This is a genomic window from Streptomyces sp. BK239, from assembly GCF_004217285.1.
Lineage (GTDB): Bacteria > Actinomycetota > Actinomycetes > Streptomycetales > Streptomycetaceae > Streptomyces.
This window is the reverse complement of sequence record NZ_SHKS01000003.1, coordinates 591,939-615,415: the sequence shown is the minus strand read 5'-3', so window position 1 is coordinate 615,415 and position 23,477 is coordinate 591,939. Positions and strand designations below refer to the sequence as shown.

Sequence of the window (23,477 nt, the reverse complement as noted above, 5' to 3'; positions counted from 1 at the left end):
CGAGCAAGCCCAGTCGACCGCAGTCACACGTCACCTCAGGCAGTTTCAAGCCAACTTCGTTGTTTCGCAAGGGAGCCGGAGGAAGCGTGCCCGACGAAGTCGCCGACCCCACTGACACCGGCGATCCCAGCAGGACAATGCTGGACATCCCCTCTCGAGTGCGTGTACATGTGGAGACACTGCTAGCGGCGCAGAACGACATGGGGGTTTGCGATGCTTCCCAGCAATACGCACCGGTCCGAGAGCCGGACGCCATGAACGCCCCCCACCCTTCGAAAGTGGCCGGAATCGATTCAACGGTTCCCCCGCCCGCACACACTGTCGCGCCCGCGCCCACAGCCACGCCCGCCCCACTGGCCCCGCCCGCCGCGGGAGCACTCCTCCAGGACCGGCTGGCCGGCTGGGTCTCGGATCTGACCACCCTCCACGAACTCACCGAGCGTCTGGCCAGAACCGACTGCCTCGCGGACGCCCTCCAGGAACTGCTGCGCGCCGGGTCCGCCCTCGTGGGCGCCCGGCGCGGTCTGGTCGTGCTGGAGCCCGCCGACGGGTTCGGCCCGGACACCACGATCGGCCTGGGCCTCGGCCGCGCGGACCTCGGGCACATCGAGACCGTCCCGCGCAGTTCCACGGCGTACGGGCGCATCCTCGACGGACTGCCCGGCGGCGACGGCGACATCGCCCAGCCCGACCTGTTCGCCGAGGACGGCCTCGACCCCCGCCACCGCGAGGTGGCCGCCCGCCTCGGCTACGCCGCCAGTTACGCCCTGCCGCTCGCAGGCGAACGCGCCGGCCGGCTGGGCGCCGCGGTCTGGCTCTACGACGAGCCCGCCGAGCCGGACGAACGCAGACGCCACCTGGTCGGCCTGTACGTGCGGCACGCCGCCGAGCACCTCGCCCGGCTCCTGGAGGTCGAGCGCACGCGCGCGTCCATGGCCACGATGACCGAGGAGCTGCTGCCCTCCCGGCTGCCGAGGGTGGCCGGCGTGCAGCTCGCCGCGCGGCACCGCACCGGGCCGCGCGGGGGCGGCGACTGGTACGACGCACTGCCGCTGCCCGACGCGGCCCTCGGCCTGGCGGTCGGCTCGGTCACCGGCTCCGGGCCCAGCGCCGTCGCCGCGATGGGCCGGCTGCGCGCCTCGCTGCGGGCGTACGCCGTGATGGAGGGAGAGGACCCCGTCGCCGTCCTGTCCGACCTGGAGCTGCTGCTGCGGCTGACCGAGCCCGCCCGCTCCGCCACCGCGCTGTTCGCCTACTGCGAGCCCGCGCTGCGCAAGATCACCCTGGCCGGCGCCGGACACTGCCCGCCGCTGCTGGTCGGCGAGCGGCGCACCGAGTTCGTCGAGACGTCCGTGTCCGCCCCGCTCGGCATGCTCGCCTGCTGGGAGGCGCCCAGTGTCGAGGTGGAGGCCGCGGCCGGCGAGACGGTCCTGCTCTACAGCGACGGTCTGCTGCACCGCACCGGCGACTGCGTCGACCGCGCCTTCTCCCGGCTGCACGCCGCGGCGGCCGGGGTGCCCCGGGCGCTGCGCCACGACCCCGGCGCGATCGCCGACCACGTGCTGCGCACGGTGCTGCCGGACGGCGCGGCCGACCAGGACAGCGCGGAGGACGTGGTGGTGCTGGCGGCGCGGTTCGACTGACGGCGGCCGAGGTCTTCCTCCTCCTGGGCCCCCTTCCGTACGACCGTACGATGGACGGGGTCCAGTGCCTTACCTAGGAGGATGACCGTGGCCGATGAGCTCACCCCGGAGACCCCGGAAGCTGAGTCCGAGGAGCCCGTCAAGCAGCGCAAGAACGGCCTGTACCCGGGGGTGTCCGACGAGCTCGCCGAGAACATGAAGTCCGGCTGGGCCGACACCGAGCTGCACGGACTGGAGCCGATCGCCCAGGCCGCCGAGACCGCCGCCCGCCGGGCCGCGCTCTCCGCGCGCTTCCCCGGCGAGCGCCTGGTGATCCCCGCGGGCAACCTCAAGACCCGCTCGAACGACACGGAGTACCCCTTCCGGGCCTCCGTGGAGTACGCCTACCTCACGGGCAACCAGACGGAGGACGGCGTACTGGTCCTGGAGCCCCGGGGCGAGGGCCACACCGCGACGATCTACCTGCTGCCGCGCTCCGACCGCGAGAACGGCGAGTTCTGGCTCTCCGGTCAGGGCGAGCTGTGGGTCGGCCGCCGTCACTCCCTCGCCGAGGCGGAGCAGCTGTACGGCCTTCCCGCCTCCGACGTGCGCGAGCTGGCCGAGGCGCTGCGCGAGGCGAGCGGCCCGGTGCGCGTCGTACGCGGCTACGACGCGGGCATCGAGGCGGCGCTGACCGACAAGGTCACCGGCGAACGCGACGAGGAGCTGCGCGTCTTCCTCTCCGAGGCCCGCCTGGTCAAGGACGAGTTCGAGATCGGCGAGCTCCAGAAGGCCGTCGACTCCACCGTCCGCGGCTTCGAGGACGTCGTGCGCGTCCTGGACAAGGCCAAGGCCACCTCCGAGCGCTACATCGAGGGCACGTTCTTCCTCCGCGCGCGCGTGGAGGGCAACGACGTCGGCTACGGCACCATCGCCGCGGCCGGTCCGCACGCCTGCACGCTGCACTGGGTGCGCAACGACGGACCCGTGCGCCCGGGCGACCTGCTGCTGCTGGACGCGGGCGTCGAGACGCACACGTACTACACCGCCGACGTCACCCGCACGCTGCCGGTCGACGGTCGGTTCAGCGACATCCAGAAGAAGATCTACGACGCGGTGTACGACGCCCAGGAGGCCGGCATCGCGGCGGTGCGGCCGGGCGGAAAGTACCGCGACTTCCACGACGCGGCGCAGCGGGTGCTGGCCGAGCGGCTCGTGGAGTGGGGGCTCGTCGAGGGGCCGGTGGAGCGGGTGCTGGAGCTCGGCCTCCAGCGGCGCTGGACGCTGCACGGCACCGGGCACATGCTCGGCATGGACGTCCACGACTGCGCCGCCGCCCGCGTGGAGTCCTACGTCGACGGGACGCTGGAGCCGGGCATGGTGCTGACCGTCGAGCCGGGGCTGTACTTCCAGGCCGACGACCTGACCGTCCCGCAGGAGTACCGGGGCATCGGCGTGCGCATCGAGGACGACATCCTGGTCACGCAGGACGGCAACCGCAACCTGTCCGCCGGGCTGCCCCGCAGGTCGGACGAGGTCGAAGCGTGGATGGCCGCGCTCAAGGGCTCCCAGGGCTGAGCCCTTTCGATGTGATCCATGGCTGATCACGCCGACGGTGCGGTTCCGCTCGCCCTCGGGGGCGCCGGTGTGGACCTGCACCTGGAGGCGGACCCCGCCGAAGGGCGTCGCGCCGGGCTCGAACGGGCCCTGCGCGACGCCGTGCGCGACGGAAGGCTGGCACCCGGGACACGGCTGCCGGCCACCCGGCTGCTCGCGGCCGAGACCGGCATCTCGCGCAACACCGTGAAGGCCGCCTACGACCAGCTCGTCGCCGAGGGCTACCTGATCGCCCGGCAGGGCTCGGGCACCCGCGTCGCCGCCCTGCCCCACCGCCCCGCCGAGCCGTCCGGCGCGGCCGCACACGCGGGTGCGCCGCGTTTCGACCTGCGGCCCGGCAGCCCGGACGTCGGGACGTTCCCGGCGGCGGTCTGGCTGCGTTCCCTGCGCCGGGCGATCGCCGCGGCGCCGTCGACGGCGTACGACTACGGCGACCCGCGCGGGCGTGCGGAGCTGCGTACCGCGCTGTCGGAGTATCTGGGGCGGACGCGGGGGGTGATCGCGCCGCCGGAGCGGATCGTGGTCACTTCCGGGTCTGTGCAGGGCCTCGCGCTGCTCACGCGCGTGCTGGAGGGCGGGCCGATGGCCATGGAGGACCCCGGGCTGCCCTTCCACCGTGAGGTCGTGCGGCACAACGGCGGGAAGGTGACCGCGGCTCCGGTCGACGACCTCGGGGTGCGCACGGAGGAGCTGGGAGCGGACGTGCGGGCCGTCGTCGTCACACCCGCGCACCAGTACCCGACGGGTGTGACCCTGCACCCGGCGCGGCGACGGGCTCTGACGGACTGGGCACGTACGCGCGGCGCGCTGATCGTCGAGGACGACTACGACGGGGAGTTCCGTTACGACCGGCAGCCCGTCGGGGCGCTCCAGGGGATGGCGCCGGGTCAGGTCGTCCACCTCGGCACCGCCTCCAAGACCCTCGGGCCCGCGTTGCGGCTCGGCTGGATGGTGCTGCCGCCGGCGCTGGTCGACGCGGTCGCCGACGCCAAGCTGCACAGCGACCACCACACCGAGTCCATCGGCCAGCTCGCCCTCGCCGACCTCATCACGGGCCACGCCTACGACCGTCACATACGGGCGAGCCGGCTGCGCTACCGGCGCCGCCGGGACCTGCTCCTGGACCGGCTCGGTGCTCACCGGGGCGTGCGCGGGGTGGCGGCGGGTCTGCACGCGCTGGTGGAGGTCGACGACGAGGCGGAGGTGCTGGCACGCGCGGAGGCGGAGGGCCTGGCGGTCGGCCGGCTCGGCGAGCACTGGCACACCGCACGCGGCGCCGGCCGCCCGCAGGGGCTGGTGGTCGGTTACGGGACGCCCCGCGAGCGGGTCTATCCGGAGGCGCTGGAGGTGCTGGCGAGGGTGCTGGGCGGGGGCTGACGGAGACGGCGGCCGACTGGGCGCGGTATGTCGGCGGGCCCGATTGGACCACTGAGATGCAGTCGGATTGGTGCTGTCGACAGGTCCATCCCGCTTCTAGCGTCGTCGGCATGAGGACCTCTCCCCCGCAACGCCTTCTCGCCCTGGCCCAGTTGAGCAACTCGGTCGGGGACGGCGCCTACTACACGACATCGGCCCTCTACTTCACTCAGATCGCCGGACTCGCTCCCGCGCGCGTGGGACTCGGGCTGACCGTCGGGTGGGCGGTCGGCTCGCTGGCCGGAGTGCCGCTCGGACGGCTCGCCGACCGGCGCGGGCCGCGCGGCACGGCGGTGCTGCTGGCGCTGGCGACCGGGCTGGCGGTGGCGTCCTTCACGCTCGTGCGGGACTTCCTGCCCTTCGTGCTGGTGGCGTCCGGGTATGCGGCGGCGCAGTCCGGGCTCGCGGCGGCGCGTCAGGCGCTGCTGGCCGGGCTGGTGCCCGCCGGGGAGCGGACCGGGCTGCTGGCGCGGTTGCAGGCGACGCTCAACGCCGGTCTGGCGGTCGGGGCAGGCCTCGGCGGGCTCGCCCTGCACGCCGGGAGCAGATCGGCGTACGTCGCGGTGTTCGTGGTGGACGCGGTGAGCTTCGTGGTGTGCGCACTGCTGTTGCTCGGGCTGCCCCGGGTGCCGTGCTCGGCGGAGTGTGCGGTGTCTGCCGTGTCTGCGGCCGCCTCCGTGGCCTCTGTGGCCTCCGGGACCGAGGGGCGTGGGCGGCTCGGCGGTGTGCTGCGGGACCGGCCGTACGCGGTGGTGGCGCTCCTCAACACCGTGCTGCTGCTGCGGCTTCCGCTGCTCAGTCTCGTGCTGCCGCTGTGGATCACGTCGCGGACGGGGGCGCCGGCATGGCTGGTCTCCGCGCTGTTCGTGCTCAACACCGCCGTGGTGACGCTCTTCCAGGTGCGGGCGGCGCGCGGGGTGACCGGCCTGGACAGCGCCACACGCGTGTTGCGCCGCTCGGGGTGGGTGATGTGCGCGGCGTGCGCGGTGTTCGCCCTGTCGGCGGGAACCTCGCCGTGGGTCGCGACGGGCGTGCTGGTGCTGGGGGCGTTGCTGCAGGTCGTGGCGGAGATGGGGCAGTCGGCGGGGTCCTGGCAGCTCTCCTTCGACCTGGCTCCCGCCGACCGCGTCGGCGAGTACCAGGGTCTCTTCGGCACCGGAGTCACCGTGGCCCGCACCCTGGGTCCGCTCCTCCTGACCTGGCTCCTCGTCGAATGGGGCACCCCTGGCTGGCTCCTCCTGGGGACGGCCATGCTGGCGGCGTCCTACGCCATGGGCCCGGTGTCCCGCCACGCGGCGCGGGCGGGCGAGGTGAGCCGCACGCGGGGGCTGACACCGGCGAACGTGGTGACGCCTCGCTGATGAACTTCCGCTCGGAGTGGGGCCAGTCGTGCCGCTGGGGCAGTGCGGTGGAGGACCGCAGCTCAGCGTTTCACGTGAAACAACCGAAGAAGCCCTACACCGCTGCTCGGGTGTGACGGAACCCCGCCGGCGCCGGCACTCAGCAACCGCCGTACCCCCGCGTGCCGGGTCGCGTTCACAACCCCCGCGCACCGACCGGCAGCGCGTCCACGAACAGCGCGCCCGCCAGCAGCCCCGCACTCCCCCGCGGACTCCATCCCCGCGCCACCAGATCCGCGTCGAACACCGCCATCGCCTCCCACCCCTCCCCCGTGGCCGCACCGCCCGCCTCCAGCACGCTCTGAGCGCCCGCCTGAACATGCCGTAGGCCCACCGGCCCCGCGACATGGAGCAGCTCCGTGTCCTGAAGCGTGGACATCACCGTCAGCAGAGCGTTCAGACGGGCCTGCGTCTCCGTGGCCCCGGCCGATCGAGCCGCCCCGAGCGCGCCCAACGCCCGCCTCACATGCGGAAATCCGGCCCGCGCCTCCCCCCGCGCCCCCGCCGCCCCGTACGTCGCCGACACCGTCGATCCCCGCGACGGCCGGCGCGGAGCGCCCCGGTCGGGATGGGCGGCGATCCGCTTCGCGGTCGCGGTCACCTCGTCCCCCCGCGCGCGTGGATCGAGGGCGGCCGCCGCGACCAGCAGGCCGAGCGTCCACAGCGCACCCCGGTGCCCGCCGCCGGTCAGCCCCACCGAGTGCTCGGCGCACCGCCCGATCGCGCCCAGCTCGGCGCGCAGCCCGGGCGAGGGCTCGCCGGTGCGGCGGGCGGCGGCGGCCATCGCCGTGAGGCCGGGGGCGAGCGCCTTCGCCGACCAGCGCAGCCCGCGGTGGTCCCGCCGGGTCGCGCGGGCGGCGAGGTCGCGCGGGTCGGGCAGCCCGGGCTTGGGGGCCAGGGCCAGCTGTCCGGTGAGCGCGGCCACCGCGGCCTGCGCGAGCGTCTCGTCCTCACGGCTGGTCATCGCCGGCGCCTCAGGAGGACGCCGAGGCCGAAGGCGCGCCGCTGGGCGGCGTACCGGTGGGCGCCCCGCTCGGGGGTGCGCCGGTCGGAGGCGTGCCCCCCGCTCCACCCGCGCCACCGCCCGCGCCCGTGGTCTCCGCGTCCGGGTCGACCCCGAGCGTGAGGAAGCCCTTGTAGCCGCGCGCCGGATCGGCCTTCTTGACCGGTTCCAGGGTGAGCAGGCCGCTGGAGGCGCCGCCTCCGTCGTAGACCATGTCGTCGGCGAGCCGGGTGTAGCTGCCGGAGTGCTTGGAGTACGGCTCCAGGGTGAAGACCTGCTCGGCGATGTCGTCGGCGAAGAACAGCTGGCCGGTGTGGTTGACCTTGCCGCCTTCGTAAGTGCCGTCCTCCTTCCGGCCTCCGGTGTGCACCCTGAGGTGGATGTGGCAGGTGCGCGGGGTGTACCAGCCCGGGAAGATCGTCTCGAACTTGACGACCCCGTTGGCGTTGGCGATCTGGTAGCCGCGCAGGTAGGTGCTGTCGTTCGCGGTGGAGCCGTCCTCGCTCTCGGCCGGGGCCGAACCGCCGGGGTTGGCGGTGGTGTAGCCCGAGTAGTAGCCCCAGGCGTCGCAGTGCCAGATCTCCACGGCGGCGCCGGCGACCGGTGTGCAGCCGTCGGTGGCGTCGACGACGGTGAGGCGCAGGGTGAGCGGGACACCGCTCTTGCCCTCGGTGATGTTCTTGCGCACCAGCGCGCCGTCGAGGTAGTACGGCCCTTCGGTGACGCTCGACATCAGGGTCATGCAGCTGCCGCTGCTCGAACTCGCCGAAGCGGACGCCGTGTTCGAGGCCGAGGTCGAAGTCGCCGCGGATGCCGAGGCCGCCGACTCGGTCGTATCGGCGAACGCCGTCCGGTAGCCGGCGACCGCGAGTCCGCCGGCCGCGACCGTGCCGCCGGTCACGGCGAGGGCGCGACGCCGGGTGAGGGCCTTGTCCTTGTGGTTTCCCGTCATGAACACGCAACGTAGAAGCGCTGCCCGTCAGGGGCATGGGCCGCCGCTGTGGGACGCCTGTGAGTGCTCCCCGGGTCCGGACGATCTTCCCGCGCACCCCTCAGACCGCCATCAGAGGTGCGTCCTTCCGCCACTTGAGGATCTTGTCGAAGCTCACCACGGCCCCGGCCCGGCCCGGCTTGTTGCCGATGTGGACGTGGTCGGCGAGCTCCCTGATGAGGAAGAGGCCGCGGCCCTGCTCGGCGTCGACGCTCACCGGCACGGGGGCAGGAGCGGGCGCCGGCGCCGGGGCAGCGGTGGGCACTGCGGCGAGGGGAGGGGCGGGGCGTTCGGGGGTGAAGCCGGGCCCCGAGTCGGCGACCTCGATGCGGCACTTCTCGCCGTCGAGGTAGGCGGTCACGCTGTACGCCTGCGAACAGTCGCCGTGAGCGGTGTCCCCGCCGTGCTCGACCGCGTTGGCGCAGGCCTCGCTCAGCGCGACCGAAAGGTCGTAGGAGACGTCGGGATCCACGCCCGCCGTCTCCATGGTGCCGAGCAGCAGGCGCCGGGCGAGCGGCACGCTCGCGGCCTCGCGCCGCAGATGGAGTGACCACCAGATGCTCATGCTCCAGCCTCCCGGCCGCGGCTCGACATACCCCTACGTATTGCCGCCATGGGCGCTGAGTAAGCGCGGATCCCGCGTGATGCCGCCCATACGGTGGGCGCGCGGCCCACCGGATCCGGTGTATGTGGGGGCCCGGGGATACAGGGGGCGACTGTCACACCAGAGGGTGATCTTCCGCGGGGCCGGGAACCTTGTGGACCTGCCGTGTGGCCGCGGTGAGGCCAGTGCGATGATGAGCCCGCCATGTTCCACCGCCCCCTGCGCACGACGCGCTCCGGAGACGATCTCCGGCTGCTGCGGGCCGCGATGTTCGCCGCGGTCTGCGTCGTGCTGGCCGCGGCCGGTCACACCATGGCCTCCTGCGCGACGGTCCCGCTGTGGACGCTGGGCGCGGGGTTCCTGGGGGTCCTCGTCGTCGTGGCGCCGTTCGCCGGGCGCGAGCGCTCACTGCCGGGCATCGCCGCGCTGCTCGCCCTCGGACAGACCGTGCTGCACGCGCTGTTCGGGCTGGGCCAGCACGGGACGACGGCCGTCGCGTCCACGTCGAGGACCGTCTCCGACGCCGCGCTGGTCGAACAGGCCGCCCGCCTGGTGTGCGGGAGCACCGCGGCGGCGATCACGCCCTCCCAGGCGCTGAAGATCCTCGTCGAGGCGCGGGTCCGCCCGGCCGGCGGCGCGGGTGTCGGCGCCGGCAGCGGGGCCACGGTCATGGGCGGCGGCAGCGGCGGCACGGTCATGAGCTCCGCGCATCACACCGCGGACGCCCTGTCCACCGCCGGTTCGACGACGTCGCTGCTGCCGTCCCTGCCGATGATGCTCGCGCACCTCCTCGCGGCCGTCGCCGCGGGCTGGATGCTGCGGCGGGGCGACACCGCCCTGCTGCGCCTGACGGAACTGTCGGCGCAGGGCGTCGCCGAAGGGGCGCTCATACGGTCCCTGCGCGGGGCGTTCGCCCTGGCGCGCGCGCTGTACGCGGGATTGGGCGCCGCGCCGCAGGAAGGCCCCCGCCGCCCGCGCCTCGTCGCGTCCACGCTTCCCAAGCCGCCCGCCGACGCACTCCAGCACACGGTGATCAGGCGCGGCCCGCCGGCCGCCGCCGCTCTCGTCCTCGCCGCCTGACGCGACGCGACCAGCACTCCATCACACGGGGGGCGGCCGCCGTCGCCGCGGCACGCGTGCGTGCGCACATTCGCGTGCTCACGTCCCACCACCGTCACCTCTCACTCAGAGTGGAGTGCTTCGCTGTCATGAAGGCTTCTCGTCTCGCCGCCGTCGCCGCCGGCTCCGCCGTCGCCGTGTTCGCCCTGTCGTCGCCCGCCTTCGCGCACGTCACCGTGCAGCCGGAGGGCACGGCAGCCAAGGGCGGATACGCCGTCGTCAACTTCCGCGTCCCCAATGAGCGCGACAACGCCTCGACGGTCAAGCTGGAGGTCAACTTCCCGACCGACACCCCGCTCGCCTCGGTGCTGCCGCAGGACGTGCCGGGCTGGAAGATCGCCATCACCAAGAGCAAGCTCGCCAAGCCGCTCGACCTGCACGGCCGGCAGATCTCCGAGGTCGTCTCCAAGGTCACCTGGACCGCGGACGGCAAGGGCATCGAGCCCGGCCGCCTCCAGCAGTTCCCGGTCTCCATGGGCGCGCTGCCCGAGAAGGCCGACCAGGTCGTCTTCAAGGCGATCCAGACGTACTCCAACAAGGAGGTCGTGCGCTGGATCGAGGTCCAGGAGAAGGGCAAGGAGGAGCCCGACACCCCGGCCCCGGCGCTCGCCCTGTCCGACGCCGCCGACGGCCACTCCCACGGCGCGGCCGCCGGTGACTCCTCCGACGACGCCGACGACGCCAAGCCGGCCGCCGCCGCCACCGAGGCCTCCGACTCCTCCGGCGGCAGCGACACCACCGCCCGCGTCCTCGGCGTAGTCGGCATCGTCGTCGGCGCCGCCGGTGTGGCGTACGGCGTGCTCGCGGGCCGTCGCCGCGCCGACTCCTCCGCCTCCTGACGCCACACAGTCCGCGGCGCGTGCGGGCCCGCGCGGCCCGGCACGCGCCGGACTCCACCACATCCAGGACTTCTCTCCATGCACAAGAAGAAGCTCGCCGCGGCCGCTCTGCTAGCCGCGGCCACCCTGACCCTCTCCGCCTGCGGAAGCGAGAACAACGACGCAGGCCCGGCCGCCGTCGTCTCCCAGGAAGGCCGCAAGCAGGCCGCGACCGTCCTCGACCAGCCCTTCACCAAGCCGAACCTGGTCCTGACCGACACCCAGGGCAAGCAGTACGACCTCCGCAAGGAGACCGCCGGGCGCCCGACACTGGTGTACTTCGGCTACACCCACTGCCCCGACGTCTGCCCGCTGACGATGAGCAACATCGCCGTCGCGAAGAAGCAGCTGCCCAAGGCGGAACAGGACCGGCTGCGCGTCGTGTTCGTCACCACCGACCCCCAGCGGGACACCCCGGCCGCGCTCGGCGCCTGGCTCAAGGGCATCGACCCGCAGAGCGTCGGCCTCACCGGCGACTTCGCCACCATCCAGGCCGCGGCGCGCACCCTCGGCATCTCCATCGAGCCGCCGCACAAGGACAAGAACGGCAAGACGGTCTCGACGCACGGCACCCAGGTCGTCGCCTTCTCCCCGAAGACGAACGGCGGATACCTCCTCTACGGCGAGGGTGTCACCGTCGACCAGTACGCCAAGGACCTGCCCAAGATCGTCAAGGGACAGACCCCGTGAAACGGTTCGCCACCGCCACCGCGACGGCCGCCGTCTCCGCTCTGACCGGCGCCCTGGTCCTCGCCGGCTGCGGCTCCGACGCGTCCGCCGCCGAACTGTCCGTGAACGCCGCCTACATGCCGCAGCCGATCTCGGACAGCATGGCTGCCGGCTTCCTCACCATCACCAACGAGGGCGGCGGCAAGGACGAGCTGACCTCCGTCACCAGTGACGTCGCCGGCAGCGTCACCGTCCACGAGACGGTCGACGGCGCCATGCAGGAGGTCGACTCGCTCGACGTCCCCGCCCACGGGCAAGTGGTGCTCGCCAGCGGCGGGAACCACCTGATGTTCGAGAAGCTGAAGCGCAAGCCGAGGCAGGGCGAGAAGGTGAGCCTGAAACTGCACTTCGCCGAGTCCGGGACCCTGGAGGTCGCGATGCCCGTGGAATCCGCCACCTACACCCCGAAGACCGGGCGCTGAAGGGCTCCGAGGGCCCCTGAGCGCCCCTGAGGGAAGGATCGCCTTGACCCACCAGACCACCGCTCCCCGACTCCGGACGCTGGTGCTGCTGTTCCTGGCCGTCGCCGGCGCGCTCCTCGCCGCCGCCGGGCCGGCCTCCGCGCACGCGGCGCTGACCGGCAGCGATCCCGCGCAGGGGACGGTGGTCGACAAGGCGCCCACGCAGGTGTCGCTCACCTTCTCCGAACAGGTCGCGATGAGCGGCGCCTCGCTGCGCGTGCTCGACCCCAAGGGCACACGCGTCGACACCGGCGAGCCCTCCAACGTCAGCGGCACCACGTACGCCGTGCGGTTGCACCCGGGGCTGCCCGACGGCACGTACACCGTGACCTACCAGGTGGTGTCCGCCGACAGCCATCCCGTCGCCGGCGCCTACACCTTCTCCATCGGCGCCCCCTCCGCAACCAGCGTTCCGGCGTCCGCGCAGGAGGCCGGCGGCGGGGTCGTCGGCGGGCTGTACGGGTTCGGACGGTACGCGTCCTACGCCGGTTTCATCGTCATGGTCGGCGGCGCCGCGTTCGTGCTGGCCTGCTGGCCGGCCGGCACCGGGGTGCGCGCGCTGCAGCGGCTCGTCGTCTCCGGCTGGCTCACTCTCACCTCGGCCACCCTGTTCCTGCTGCTCCTGCGCGGCTCCTACACCGGTTCCGGCGAGCTCGGCGACGTCTTCGACCTCGATCTGCTCGGGCAGGTCCTCCAGACCAAGACCGGGGCCGCCCTCGTCTCCCGGCTGCTGCTGCTCGCGGCGGCCGCGCTCTTCATCGCCGTCCTGTTCGGCGCCTACGACAAGCGCGAGGACGAGGAGAAGCGGGACCTGACCTTCGGGCTCGCGATCGGCGGGACCGTCGTGGCCGGCGGGCTCGCGGCGAGCTGGGCCATGGCCGAGCACGCCTCCACCGGGCTCCAGCCGGGCATCGCGATGCCGGTGGACATCGTCCACCTGCTTGCCGTCGCCGCCTGGCTGGGCGGACTGTGCGCACTGCTCACGGCGCTGTACCGGGCGGAGAACCCGGTGGAGCCGTCGGCCGTCCGCCGGTTCTCGAAGGTCGCCTTCGGCAGCGTGATCGCCCTCCTCGCGACCGGCGTCTACCAGTCGTGGCGGCAGCTCGGCTCCTGGCCGGCCTTCACCGGGACCCGCTACGGGCAGCTCCTGCTCGTCAAGATCGGCCTCGTGGCCCTGCTCGTCGGCATCGCCTGGATCTCCCGTGGCTGGACGGCCCGGCTGGCCGAGCCGGCGGCCTCGCGGCACCAGGAAGCGGCGACGGCTGAGGAGACCGCGGGGTCGGCGGCGCTTGAGGAGCGGGCAGGGGCGGCGGCTGCCGGGCGCACGGACTCTCCCGTGCGCGGGAGGCCGGCGGCAGAGGATCAGCCGGCCGAGATCACCGAGGCCGCCTCCCCCGAGGCCGAGGCCGAGGTCGCCGAGAAGGCGTCGAGCGAGGAGGCCGGGGCGGCCGGGCGGACCGGGTCGATCCCCGGGGCAGGGGCGGCCGAGCGGGCAGGATCGAGCAAGGGCGCGGCGAAGGCGTCCCCGACCGACGCCGAGTCCGGTTCGGGTGCGGGTACGGGTGCGGGTTCGGGTGATTCCGGCTCGGGCGACGCCGGCACGGCCGATTCCCGGCGGGCCGCACAGCTCGCGCGGCAGCGTGCCGCCGTCGACGCCGCGCGGCAGAAGCGGCTGCGGGACGCCGACCCGAACCGTTCCGGGCTGCGCCGCTCGGTGCTGGCCGAGGCCGGCGTCGCCGTGATGCTGCTCGCCGTGACCACCGCCCTGACGTCCACCGAGCCCGGCCGTACCGAGCTGGACGCCAAGGCCGCCACGGCCGCCGTCGCGTCGTCGGACGCCGCGGGGGCCGTGACCCTGGACATGTCCTTCGACACCGGCGGCGCCAACGGCAAGGGCGTCGTCAGCGTCGACATCGACCCGGCACGGATCGGCGCCAACGAGATGCACGTCTACGTCACCCGCCCCGACGGCCGCGCCTTCGACGTCCCCGAGGTGAAGGTCGCCTTCACCCTCGAAGCCAAGAGCATCGGGCCGCTGCCCGTCACCCCCGACCACATCACCACCGGCCACTGGTCGGCCGACGGAGTGCAGATCCCCGTGGGCGGCGAATGGCAGGTCGCCGTCACCGTCCGGACCTCCGACATCGACCAGGTGACCGTCTCCAAGAACGCGCAGATCGGCTGACCCCACCATGCCCGAACAGACCAGCCCGGTGACCCCCTCCCCGACGGCCAAGGCGTCCGCCGAGAAGCCGCCCTCCGCCGAGCCCTCCGCCGAGGGCCTGACCCGGCGCAAGCTGCTCGGCACCGCCGGCGCCACCGGGCTCGTGCTCGGTGCCGCGGGCGGCGCCGCCGGTTATGCCGCGGCGCCGGCACAGGCGGCCCCGCTGTCCTCGATCGGGTCGGAGCAGGTGCTGTTTCACGTGAAACACCAGCCCGGCATCACCCAGGGGCTCCAGGCCAGGGGCCATCTCGTCGCCTTCGACCTCACGGCGGGCGCGGGCCGCAAGGAGGCCACCGCGCTGATGCGCCGCTGGTCGCAGACGGCACAGCGGCTGATGGCGGGCGAAGCCGCCCCGCACGACGACACCGACGTGGCCCGCGACGCCGGCCCGTCCTCGCTGACGATCACCTTCGGCTTCGGCCACAGCTTCTTCACCCGCACCGGTCTGGAGAAGCAGCGTCCTGTCTCCCTGGATCCCCTGCCCGCCTTCTCGTCCGACCGACTCGACCGGTCCCGCAGCGACGGCGACCTGTGGGTGCAGATCGGTGCGAACGACGCCCTCGTCGCCTTCCACGCCCTGCGCGCGATCCAGAAGGACGCGGGCAGCGCGGCCCGTGTGCGCTGGCAGATGAACGGCTTCAACCGCACGCCGGGCGCGACCGCCCACCCCATGACGGCCCGCAACCTGATGGGTCAGATGGACGGCACGCGCAACCCCAAGCCGGTCGAGCCCGACTTCGAGAAGCGGATCTTCGTGCCGGCCTCGGGGTCGAACGACCCGGCCTGGATGGCCCACGGCTCCTACGCCGTCGTACGCCGGATCCGGATGCTCCTCGACGACTGGGAGAAGCTGTCGGTCCCGGCGCAGGAGCAGGTCATCGGGCGCCGCAAGTCCGACGGAGCGCCGCTGACCGGGGGCTCCGAGACGACCGAGATGGACCTGGAGAAGACCGACGCCAACGGCGATCTGGTGGTCCCCCTCAACGCGCACGCGCGCATCACCCGGCCCGACCAGAACGGTGGAGCGGCGATGCTGCGACGGCCGTTCTCGTACCACGACGGCATCGACCGGGACGGCACCCCGGACGCGGGCCTGCTCTTCGTCTGCTGGCAGGCCGATCCGCTGCGCGGCTTCGTCACCGTGCAGCGCAAGCTGGACCGCGGTGACGCGCTGTCGAAGTACATCCGGCACGAGACCAGCGGGCTGTTCGCCGTGCCCGGCGGGGCGGCCGAGGGCGAGTACGTAGGTCAGCGGCTGCTGGAGGCGTGAGGAGCCCCGCGAACCGCCGTGGCCGGTGCGGGGTTACGCGGGTTCACTCGCCTGAGGGGTCGGTGTGAGACACGGGTCCACCCGATCCCGCAAGGCCCATTAGGGTGAGGTCATGCCAGCGAGCTACGCCTATCTCGGCCCCGAGGGCACCTTCACGGAGGTCGCCCTGCGCACGCTTCCCGAAACGGCCACCCGGCAGTTGGTCCCCTACGTGTCCGTGCAGTCCGCGCTGGACGCGGTGCGCACCGGCGAGGCCGAGGCCGCGTTCGTGCCGATCGAGAACTCCGTGGAGGGCGGGATCACCACGACGCTCGACGAGCTCGTCGCGGGCACGCCACTGATGATCTACCGCGAGGTCCTGCTGTCGATCACCTTCGCGCTGCTGGTCCGTCCCGGCACGAAGCTCACGGACATCAAGACGGTCACCGCCCATCCGGCCGCCCAGCCGCAGGTGCGCAACTGGCTGAAGGCCCATCTCCCGGACGTCATCTGGGAGTCGGCCGCCTCCAACGCCGACGGCGCGCGTCTCGTCCAGGAGGGCCGCTACGACGCAGCCTTCGCGGGCGAGTTCGCGGCCGCCCGGTACGGCCTGGAGGCCCTGGAGACGGAGATCCACGACGCGGAGAACGCGCAGACGCGGTTCGTGCTGGTGGGCCGTCCGGCCCGGCCCCCGGCGCCGACCGGGGCGGACAAGACCTCCGTCGTGCTCTGGCAGCGCGACGACCATCCGGGAGGGCTGCGCGACCTGCTCGGGGAGTTCGCGACCCGCGGCATCAACCTCATGGTGCTGCAGTCCCGGCCGACCGGCGCCGGCATCGGCAACTACTGCTTCTGCATCGACGCCGCCGGTCACATCACCGACCGGCGGATGGCCGAGGCGCTGATGGGGCTGAAGCGGATCTGCCGCGATGTGCGGTTCCTCGGCTCTTACCCCCGCGCGGACGCGGTGGCGGCGGACATCCCCGCGCCGCTGCCCGGGACCTCGGAGGGCGAGTTCGTCGCGGCGGCGGACTGGGTGGCACGCTGCCAGGACGGCCGTTTCTAGGTCCGTTCTGCATATCTTCGTTATCCACAGGCGTTATCCACAGGTTGGCTTCTCGACCTGGGGACAAGTCGACATCGATGGGCCGTCCGGTCGACAAATCGCCCTGCAGGCCGCACACGCGGCCAGGGCGGTACACGTCACCCTTAGTCCATCTGTTTCCTTCGATCACGCCTTTGGGGTGACCCAATTCCACTCGAAAGTGGGGTGCAGTCGGCACGGAACGGGAATTCCCCACCGCTCGGCCAGCTCTCGGAATGATCAATTCCAATGTCCACAGACCTTTCGCACACCCTGTGGATAACTTTCCCCCATCCCGCATGCCCTGTGGACAACGACGGCCCAAGTCGCCCCCTGCACAAGGAAGTCGGGTCAACGTGCCGAGCGTGGCCTGCCTCGTCCCAGGGAGTGAGACACTTTCCCTTGACCTGTCCGGCAATTGCCTCATAGCCGCCCGTAAGCCGTGAATCGCCACCACGGGCAATAGTGAGTCGTGAGCGCTCACGCCGCACCGGTAGCCTTGACCGCGTGATTGACCTTCGCCTGCTCCGTGAGGACCCCGACCGTGTGCGCGCGTCCCAGCGCGCCCGTGGAGAGGACGTCGCCCTCGTCGACGCTCTCCTGTCCGCCGACGAGCGGCGCAGGTCGTCCGGCGTCCGCTTCGACGAGCTCCGCGCCGAGCAGAAGCAGCTCGGCAAGCTCATCCCCAAGGCCTCCGCCGAGGAGAAAGCCGAGCTGCTCAAGCGCGCCGAACAGCTCAAGGCCGACGTCAAGGCCGCCGACACCGAGCGCGACGCCGCCGACGCCGAGACCCAGGAACTGCTGCTCAGGCTCGGCAACCTCGTCCACCCCGACGTGCCCGTCGGCGGCGAGGAGGACTTCGTCACGCTGGAGACGCACGGCGAGATCCGCGACTTCACCGCCGAAGGCTTCGAGCCGAAGGACCACCTCGAGCTCGGCCAGATCCTCGGCGCGATCGACGTCGAGCGTGGCGCGAAGGTCTCCGGCTCCCGCTTCTACTTCCTCACCGGCGTCGGCGCCCTCCTGGAGCTCGCCCTGGTGAACGCGGCGATCGCGCAGGCGACGGCGGCCGGCTTCACGCCGATGCTGACGCCCGCCCTGGTGCGCCCGCAGTCCATGGCCGGCACCGGCTTCCTCGGCCAGGCCGCCCAGGACGTCTACCACCTCGACAAGGACGACCTCTACCTCGTCGGCACCTCCGAGGTCCCCCTCGCCGCGTACCACATGGACGAGATCATCGACGCCGAGCGGCTGCCGCTGCGCTACGCGGGCTTCTCCCCCTGCTTCCGGCGCGAGGCCGGCTCGCACGGCAAGGACACCCGGGGCATCTTCCGCGTGCACCAGTTCGACAAGGTCGAGATGTTCACGTACGTCACTCCCGAGGACTCCCAGGCCGAGCACCAGCGCCTGCTGGAGTGGGAGAAGCAGTGGCTTACCTCGCTGGAACTGCCGTTCCGCGTGATCGACGTCGCCTCCGCCGACCTGGGCTCCTCGGCCGCCCGCAAGTTCGACTGCGAGGCGTGGATCCCCACCCAGGGCAAGTACCGCGAGCTGACCTCGACGTCGGACTGCACCGAGTTCCAGTCCCGTCGTCTGTCGATCCGCTACCGCGAGGGCAAGCAGGTCCGCCCGCTGGCCACGCTCAACGGCACGCTGTGCGCCGTCCCGCGCACCATCGTGGCGATCCTGGAGAACCACCAGCAGGCCGACGGCTCCGTGCGCGTGCCCGAGGTGCTGCGGCCCTACCTCGGCGGGCGTGAGGTGCTGGAGCCGGTGTCCAAGTGAGCGAGGGCTTCCCCCACCGGCTCATCGCCACCGATCTCGACGGGACGCTCCTGCGCTCCGACGAGTCGATCTCGCGGCGCACCCGCGACGCTCTCGCCGCGGCCACCGCGGCGGGGGCGGCCCACATCGTCGTCACCGGCCGCGCGGTCCCCTGGACCCGCCACATCCTCGACGAACTGGGCTACGACGGTCTGGCCGTCTGCGGCCAGGGAGCCCAGGTCTACGACGCCGGCGCGCACCGCCTGCTGACCTCGGTCACCCTGGACCGGCAGCTCGCCGGGGTGGCGCTCGCCAAGATCGAGGCGGAGGTCGGTCCGCTGTACCTGGCGGCGAGCCGCGACGGACTGGACGGAGACGTCCTGGTCGGCCCCGGTTACTCGGTGACCGGCAAGCTCCCGGCGACGCCGTTCACCGACGCGTCGGACCTCTGGTCGGCGCCGCTGAACAAGATCTACATCCAGCACCCCGAGCTCTCGGACGACGACCTCGCCGAGGCGGCCCGCCGCGCCGCCGGCGGCTTCGTCACCGTCGCCCTCGCCGGCGCGGGCATCGTGGAACTGCTTCCCCTCGGCCTCTCCAAGGCCACGGGGCTCTCCCTCGCCGCCCGGCGCCTCGGCCTCAAGTCCGCCGACACGATCGCCTTCGGCGACATGCCCAACGACATCCCGATGTTCGCCTGGGCGTCCCGAGGCGTGGCCATGGCCAACGCACACCCCGAACTGAAGGCGGTGGCGACCGAGGTGACGGCTTCGAACGAGGACGACGGCATCGCCCTGGTGCTGGAGAAACTGCTTCCCTGACGGGTGCCCGCACCGCTCGCGCCGAGCCCCCGGACACCGCCGGGGATCAGGGTCGGGGTGGGGCGGCCTCACGCGGCGGTGATGCCGCGTGCTCGAAGCGGCCGCCCCCGGGCAGCTCCCCGTGCGGGGCGGGCTCGGACGGAGCGTGTGAACGCTCCGGAGCCCGCCGCGGGCTGCCCTGCCGGGAGCCGGACGTCATGCCGTGCATGGGCGTCGTCCCGCTCCTCCCCGGTTCCTGACACCGGCCCTCGCCGGCGTTGCGGACATCACCACTGTGCCGGGCGGACGAGTGGGACGCCACCGAATAAAACGGCCGTTCGACACAAGGCCGGTGACCCACGCGGAGGCGACCCCGGGATGTCCCGGGCGTCTACCGGCGCCGCCATCTCCACCGGCGCGCCTTGCTGAAGAACCAGCCGGCCGGCGGCTCGTCGGACCGCCACGGCTGCGGCTCGGGCTGCTCGGCGCGCCAGCGGGCCGCGAGCATCCGGGCGCGGGCGGACGGCTCGGACGTCCCGGCGGCCCGTATGAACTCCTCGTCCAGCACCAGGCCGTCCCAAGCCGCGTCCGAGGACCCTTCCCCGGCCGGACCGTCGACCGGTCCGTCGGCCGGTCCGCGCTCGCCCCGCTCCCGGCTGCCGTGCCCCGCCGTCTCGTCCGCCACAGCAGTCCTCCCCTCCGCCGGTGTCCTGTTCGCGCCCCTTGACGCCGCTTGGCGTCTTTTGATGCCTCTTGGCATCGGTTGACGCCTGTTCACGTCGTTCGCGATTCTTCGCCCAGTGTGCCGGGGCCGAGGTGAAACCACCGTCAAGACGGGGATGCCCCTCGGCCCGCCCGTTCCGCGTCCCGCCGGCCTACTCCTCGCCGGCCAGCGTCAGCGAGCGCAGCTTCTGCCCCGCGAACCAGGTGGCCAGCACGGTCACCGCGACCAGCAGGACGGTCGCCGTGGTCAGCCCGACGTCGGAGCTGATCAGATCACCGCCGGCCACCTTGTCGGCGACGGCCAGCGACCACTGCTGGACGCTGAGCGTGCGCGCGCCCGGCACCAGGGAGCCGAACAGGGCCTCCCAGACGAGGGCGTAGACCAGTCCGAACACCACCGCGTGCCGCGACACCGTGCCGAGCAGCAGGAAGAGCGCGGCGTAGGCGATGGAGGAGACCAGCGCGGCCACCGTGTAGGCGACGGCGATCTGCTGGCCGTTGCCGTTGAGGATGAAGCCCGCGATCAGCGTCGGCAGCGCCGAGAACACCATCGTCACCGCGATCGCCACGATCAGCTTGGTGAAGATGATCGTCGGTCGCTTCAGCGGCTTGGACAGCAGGTAGACGACCGAGCCGTCGTCTATCTCCGGGCCGATCGCACCCGTGCCGGCGATGACTCCGATGATCGGCACCATGGTGGCGAGCGCGAGCCCGCCCAGCAGATCGGACGCGGTCTGGTCGTCGGCGCCCGCGAGGGCGCGCACCAGCACCGAGATCACGATCAGCAGCATCGGCAGCGCGCCGAGGATGAGGGCCCGGCGACGGCCGAGCAGGGCCCGGTAGGTGAGCCGGGCGACGGTGGGGTCGTACATCTTCGGCCTCCTACGCCGCGACAAGATACGAGAAGACGGACTCGAGGGACTCGTCGGACGGCGACACCGTGAGCAGGCGAATGCCGTTGTCGCGCGCCACTCTCGGCAGCAGCGTCGTGAAACGCCCGAAGTCGACGGCCTGGATGCGCAACGCCCCTTCGGCGACGTCCACTTCGATGCCCGATGTCGACGGGTCGGCGATCAGCGCCGCCGCGAGGGCTCGGTCGTCGCTGGAACGCACCAGGTAGCGGTGCGGGCGGTCGGTCATCAGACGGCGGATCTTGCGGAAGTCGCCGCTGGCCGCGTGCCGCCCCGCGACCACGACCTCGATGTGCCAGGCGAGTTGCTCGACCTCTTCGAGGATGTGCGACGAGAACAGCACCGTGCGGCCTTCGTCGCCCATGCGCCGCAGCAGGTCCATGAGCTGCATCCGCTGACGGGGGTCCATTCCGTTGAACGGCTCGTCGAGCAGGAGCAGGGAGGGCTCGTGGACCAGGGCGGACGCCATCTTCACGCGCTGCCGCATGCCCTTGGAGTACGTCTGGATCTTGCGGTCCTGCGCGTACTCCATCTCCACCGTGGCCAGGGCCCTTTGGGCGGCCTTGGCGCCCAGGCCGTGCAACTCGGCGTTGGCGACGACGAATTCGCGGCCGGTGAGGAAGTCGTACATCGCCTCGCGCTCGGGGACGATGCCGATGTGCTTGTAGATCGCCTCGTTGCGCCAGACCTGCTGTCCGTCGAGGGTGACGGTGCCGGTGGAGGGCGCGAGGAAGCCGCCCATCATGTTGATCAGGGTGGACTTCCCGGCGCCGTTGGGGCCGAGCAGCCCGGTGACGCCGGGGCCGATGGTCATGGTGATGTCGTTGACGGCGACCACGTTGCCGAACCAGCGGGAGACGTGATCGATGGAGAGCGTGGTCACAGGCCCACCTTCCGGTAGCGGCGCATCAGGAGCCCGTAGCTGGCGACGATGAGGCCCAGGGCGGCAAGGACGTACACGACGCCCTCGCCCGTGGAAGGGCCGATCCCGCCCGGGAAGGCGGAGGAGGCGCCGAGGAATGCGGACTGCACCCCGTCGATCAGCGTGATCGGCGAGAACAGGCCTATCCACCGGGTGGCGCCGGTGCTGCCCTGGGCGTCGGCGATGGCCTGGAGGGTGGAGACCGCGCCGTAGGAGATGGTCAGGACGGCGATGACGGCGGCGATGCCGAATCCGCGGCGCGGAGTGACCGCGGCGACGACCAGGCCGAGGCCGGCGAAGAGCAGGGAGAGCAGGGTCACGGAGACCAGTCCCTGGGCGAATCCCTTGGTCTGGTCGGCGAAGTCCAGCTTGGCCAGCAGGGCGCCCACGTAGAGCACCAGCAGGGGTGCGGCGGTGAGGACGAACAGCGCCGAGGCGAGCGCTGCGAACTTGGCGCGCACGTAGTCGGCGGTCTCTATCGGCCGGGAGAAGTACAGCGGCACGGTCTTGAAGCGCAGGTCGCGGGAGACGGACTGGGGTGCCTGCGAGGCGACGTACAGGCTGATGACGGCCTGCATGACGATGGCGTAGCGGGTGTACTCCACCGGCAGCGCGGTCGCCTTGGTGGCGACCGCGACGGCGACCATGATGGCCGCGGGCACGCACATCACCACGAACAGCAGCATGGGCAGCACCTTGGACTTCACCGAGCGGCCGAGGCCGTAGGCGCCGCGCAGGGACTGCGAGTAGAGGGAGCGGCGGGCGTAGGAGCGGCCCAGGCGGGGGCCGTCGTAGCTGCGGTAGCCGATGTTGTGGATGCGGGTCTGGTCACCCGGGAGGGTGGGTGCGGGGTGCTCAACCGCCATGGCCGACGGCCTCCTTCCGTTGTGCGTCGCCGTCCTTGAAGACCTCGGAGATGTGGTGCCGGCGCTGTTCCATGCGCACCAGTCCGAGGCCGAGGTCGGCCACCAGGTCGCGCACCACGTCGTAGGTCTCCTCGCCCCGGGCGGTGAGCAGCAGGATGTGGCCGGCGCCCGGCAGGCCGCTGTCGCCGTCGAGGACGTCCACTCCGCGCGCGTGGAGCGCCTCGCGGACGGCGCGGGTGCCGTCGGGGTGTTCGTCGGTGTCGGTGACCTCGACGGCGAGGGTGGTGGTGGTCTGGGTGAAGTCGGTGGTGGAGCTGGAGCGCAGGAGCTTTCCGCCGTCGACGACGACGACGTGGTCGCAGGTGCGTTCCAGTTCGCCCAGGAGGTGGGACGTGACCAGGACCGAGATGCCGAAGTCGGTGTGGATGCGCCGGATCAGGCCCAGCATCTCGTCGCGGCCGACCGGGTCGAGGCCGTTGGTCGGCTCGTCCAGGAAGACCAGCTGCGGGTCGTGGACGAGGGCCTGGGCGAGCTTCACCCGCTGCTTCATGCCGGTGGAGTAACCGCCGATGGGGCGGTAGCGCTCCTCGTACAGGCCGACGTGGCGCAGTGTGTCCGCGGTGCGCTCGCGGGCGGCGGTGGGCGGCAGGCCGGACATGCGGGCCATGTGCACGACGAACTCGGTGGCCGAGACGTCGGGCGGCAGGCAGTCGTGCTCCGGCATGTACCCGACGCGCTCGCGGATGGCGGCGCCCTTGGTGGCGACGTCGAGGCCGAGCACCTCGGCGCGGCCCTCCGAGGCGGGGGACAGACCCAGCAGGATCTTGATCAGCGTGGACTTGCCGGCCCCGTTGGCGCCGACGAGTCCGGTGACACCGGGCCCGACGTCCACGGACAGCCGGTCGAGCGCGGTCACCCGGGGGAACCGCTTGCTCAGGCTTTCGGTAGCGATCACAGTCACGTCTTCGACATTAGTGACGCGCGCCACGTCCGTCGTCAGACCGAAGAGCCGTCTTCGCATCAACCTTCAGAAGTAGGGGAACGTAGGGGACCCCCTGCCTGAGAGTTACGGGAGAGGTGGCTCCGGCGCGGGA

21 protein-coding genes are annotated in these 23,477 nt (G+C 72.3%); 13 read left to right on the top strand and 8 right to left on the bottom strand.

The features are described from left to right. Positions 1 to 137: 137 nt before the first annotated feature. The 4 genes from EV567_RS12770 (at position 138) to EV567_RS12755 (ending at position 6,016) form a co-directional block, all read left to right on the top strand. Entirely contained in the window at positions 138 to 1,643 is a 1,506-nt protein-coding gene (locus tag EV567_RS12770; RefSeq protein ID WP_207228761.1) for a PP2C family protein-serine/threonine phosphatase, read from the top strand. Positions 1,644 to 1,730: 87 nt separating this feature from the next. After that, positions 1,731 to 3,200, top strand: a complete 1,470-nt coding sequence (locus EV567_RS12765) for an aminopeptidase P family protein (RefSeq protein ID WP_130439596.1) — start codon at positions 1,731 to 1,733, stop codon at positions 3,198 to 3,200. 18 nt (positions 3,201 to 3,218) lie between these two features. Then, a complete protein-coding gene (locus EV567_RS12760; protein ID WP_130439283.1) occupies positions 3,219 to 4,616 on the top strand; it encodes a PLP-dependent aminotransferase family protein in 1,398 nt (465 codons plus the stop codon). Positions 4,617 to 4,726: 110 nt separating this feature from the next. Then, the gene (locus EV567_RS12755) at positions 4,727 to 6,016 is read left to right on the top strand and encodes an MFS transporter (RefSeq protein ID WP_130439281.1); all 1,290 of its coding nucleotides are present in this window, start codon (positions 4,727 to 4,729) and stop codon (positions 6,014 to 6,016) included. 175 nt (positions 6,017 to 6,191) lie between these two features. On the opposite strand, the gene EV567_RS12750 is transcribed toward EV567_RS12755, so the two are convergent. The 3 genes from EV567_RS12750 to EV567_RS12740 form a co-directional block, all read right to left on the bottom strand. After that, positions 6,192 to 7,019, bottom strand: a complete 828-nt coding sequence (locus EV567_RS12750; RefSeq protein WP_130439279.1) for a triphosphoribosyl-dephospho-CoA synthase — start codon at positions 7,017 to 7,019, stop codon at positions 6,192 to 6,194. A gap of 10 nt (positions 7,020 to 7,029) precedes the next feature. Beyond that, complete coding sequence (locus EV567_RS12745) at positions 7,030 to 8,010, bottom strand: intradiol ring-cleavage dioxygenase (protein ID WP_207228753.1); 981 nt, start codon at positions 8,008 to 8,010, stop codon at positions 7,030 to 7,032. 100 nt (positions 8,011 to 8,110) lie between these two features. Next, a complete protein-coding gene (locus tag EV567_RS12740; RefSeq protein WP_130439277.1) occupies positions 8,111 to 8,614 on the bottom strand; it encodes an ATP-binding protein in 504 nt (167 codons plus the stop codon). A gap of 243 nt (positions 8,615 to 8,857) precedes the next feature. Here EV567_RS12740 and EV567_RS12735 point away from each other — a divergent pair, with 243 nt between their 5' ends. The 9 genes from EV567_RS12735 (at position 8,858) to EV567_RS12695 (ending at position 18,982) form a co-directional block, all read left to right on the top strand. Next, complete coding sequence (locus EV567_RS12735; protein WP_130439275.1) at positions 8,858 to 9,733, top strand: hypothetical protein; 876 nt, start codon at positions 8,858 to 8,860, stop codon at positions 9,731 to 9,733. A 128-nt stretch (positions 9,734 to 9,861) separates the two neighbouring features. Then, entirely contained in the window at positions 9,862 to 10,611 is a 750-nt protein-coding gene (locus EV567_RS12730; RefSeq protein ID WP_130439273.1) for a YcnI family protein, read from the top strand. A 78-nt stretch (positions 10,612 to 10,689) separates the two neighbouring features. Further along, positions 10,690 to 11,340: an SCO family protein gene (locus EV567_RS12725; protein WP_130439271.1), complete on the top strand. Its 651-nt coding sequence runs from the start codon at positions 10,690 to 10,692 to the stop codon at positions 11,338 to 11,340. Continuing rightward, complete coding sequence (locus EV567_RS12720; protein ID WP_165430362.1) at positions 11,337 to 11,801, top strand: copper chaperone PCu(A)C; 465 nt, start codon at positions 11,337 to 11,339, stop codon at positions 11,799 to 11,801. The genes EV567_RS12725 and EV567_RS12720 overlap by 4 nt, the downstream gene beginning before the upstream one ends. A gap of 43 nt (positions 11,802 to 11,844) precedes the next feature. Next, positions 11,845 to 14,025, top strand: coding sequence for a copper resistance CopC/CopD family protein (locus EV567_RS12715; protein ID WP_130439269.1), 2,181 nt, complete (start codon positions 11,845 to 11,847; stop codon positions 14,023 to 14,025). A gap of 7 nt (positions 14,026 to 14,032) precedes the next feature. Then, a complete protein-coding gene (gene efeB, locus EV567_RS12710; protein ID WP_130439267.1) occupies positions 14,033 to 15,334 on the top strand; it encodes an iron uptake transporter deferrochelatase/peroxidase subunit in 1,302 nt (433 codons plus the stop codon). Between the two features lie 112 nt (positions 15,335 to 15,446). Continuing rightward, positions 15,447 to 16,379 (top strand): prephenate dehydratase, encoded by a 933-nt coding sequence (gene pheA, locus EV567_RS12705; protein WP_130439265.1) that lies wholly within the window; start codon positions 15,447 to 15,449, stop codon positions 16,377 to 16,379. 525 nt (positions 16,380 to 16,904) lie between these two features. Next, the gene (gene serS / locus EV567_RS12700; protein WP_130439263.1) at positions 16,905 to 18,182 is read left to right on the top strand and encodes a serine--tRNA ligase; all 1,278 of its coding nucleotides are present in this window, start codon (positions 16,905 to 16,907) and stop codon (positions 18,180 to 18,182) included. Further along, positions 18,179 to 18,982 (top strand): HAD family hydrolase, encoded by an 804-nt coding sequence (locus tag EV567_RS12695; protein WP_130439261.1) that lies wholly within the window; start codon positions 18,179 to 18,181, stop codon positions 18,980 to 18,982. The genes serS and EV567_RS12695 overlap by 4 nt, the downstream gene beginning before the upstream one ends. Positions 18,983 to 19,352: 370 nt before the next feature. Here the strand turns inward: EV567_RS12695 and EV567_RS28120 are convergent, their stop codons facing one another. The 5 genes from EV567_RS28120 to EV567_RS12670 form a co-directional block, all read right to left on the bottom strand. Further along, positions 19,353 to 19,646, bottom strand: coding sequence for a hypothetical protein (locus EV567_RS28120; protein ID WP_242620778.1), 294 nt, complete (start codon positions 19,644 to 19,646; stop codon positions 19,353 to 19,355). A 190-nt stretch (positions 19,647 to 19,836) separates the two neighbouring features. Beyond that, entirely contained in the window at positions 19,837 to 20,556 is a 720-nt protein-coding gene (locus EV567_RS12685) for an ABC transporter permease (RefSeq protein WP_130439259.1), read from the bottom strand. A gap of 10 nt (positions 20,557 to 20,566) precedes the next feature. Beyond that, complete coding sequence (locus tag EV567_RS12680; protein ID WP_130439257.1) at positions 20,567 to 21,478, bottom strand: ABC transporter ATP-binding protein; 912 nt, start codon at positions 21,476 to 21,478, stop codon at positions 20,567 to 20,569. Further along, a complete protein-coding gene (locus EV567_RS12675; RefSeq protein WP_130439255.1) occupies positions 21,475 to 22,383 on the bottom strand; it encodes an ABC transporter permease in 909 nt (302 codons plus the stop codon). Before EV567_RS12675 ends, EV567_RS12680 begins: the two co-directional genes overlap by 4 nt. Then, complete coding sequence (locus EV567_RS12670; RefSeq protein WP_130439588.1) at positions 22,373 to 23,338, bottom strand: ABC transporter ATP-binding protein; 966 nt, start codon at positions 23,336 to 23,338, stop codon at positions 22,373 to 22,375. The genes EV567_RS12675 and EV567_RS12670 overlap by 11 nt, the downstream gene beginning before the upstream one ends. Positions 23,339 to 23,477 lie beyond the last annotated feature (139 nt).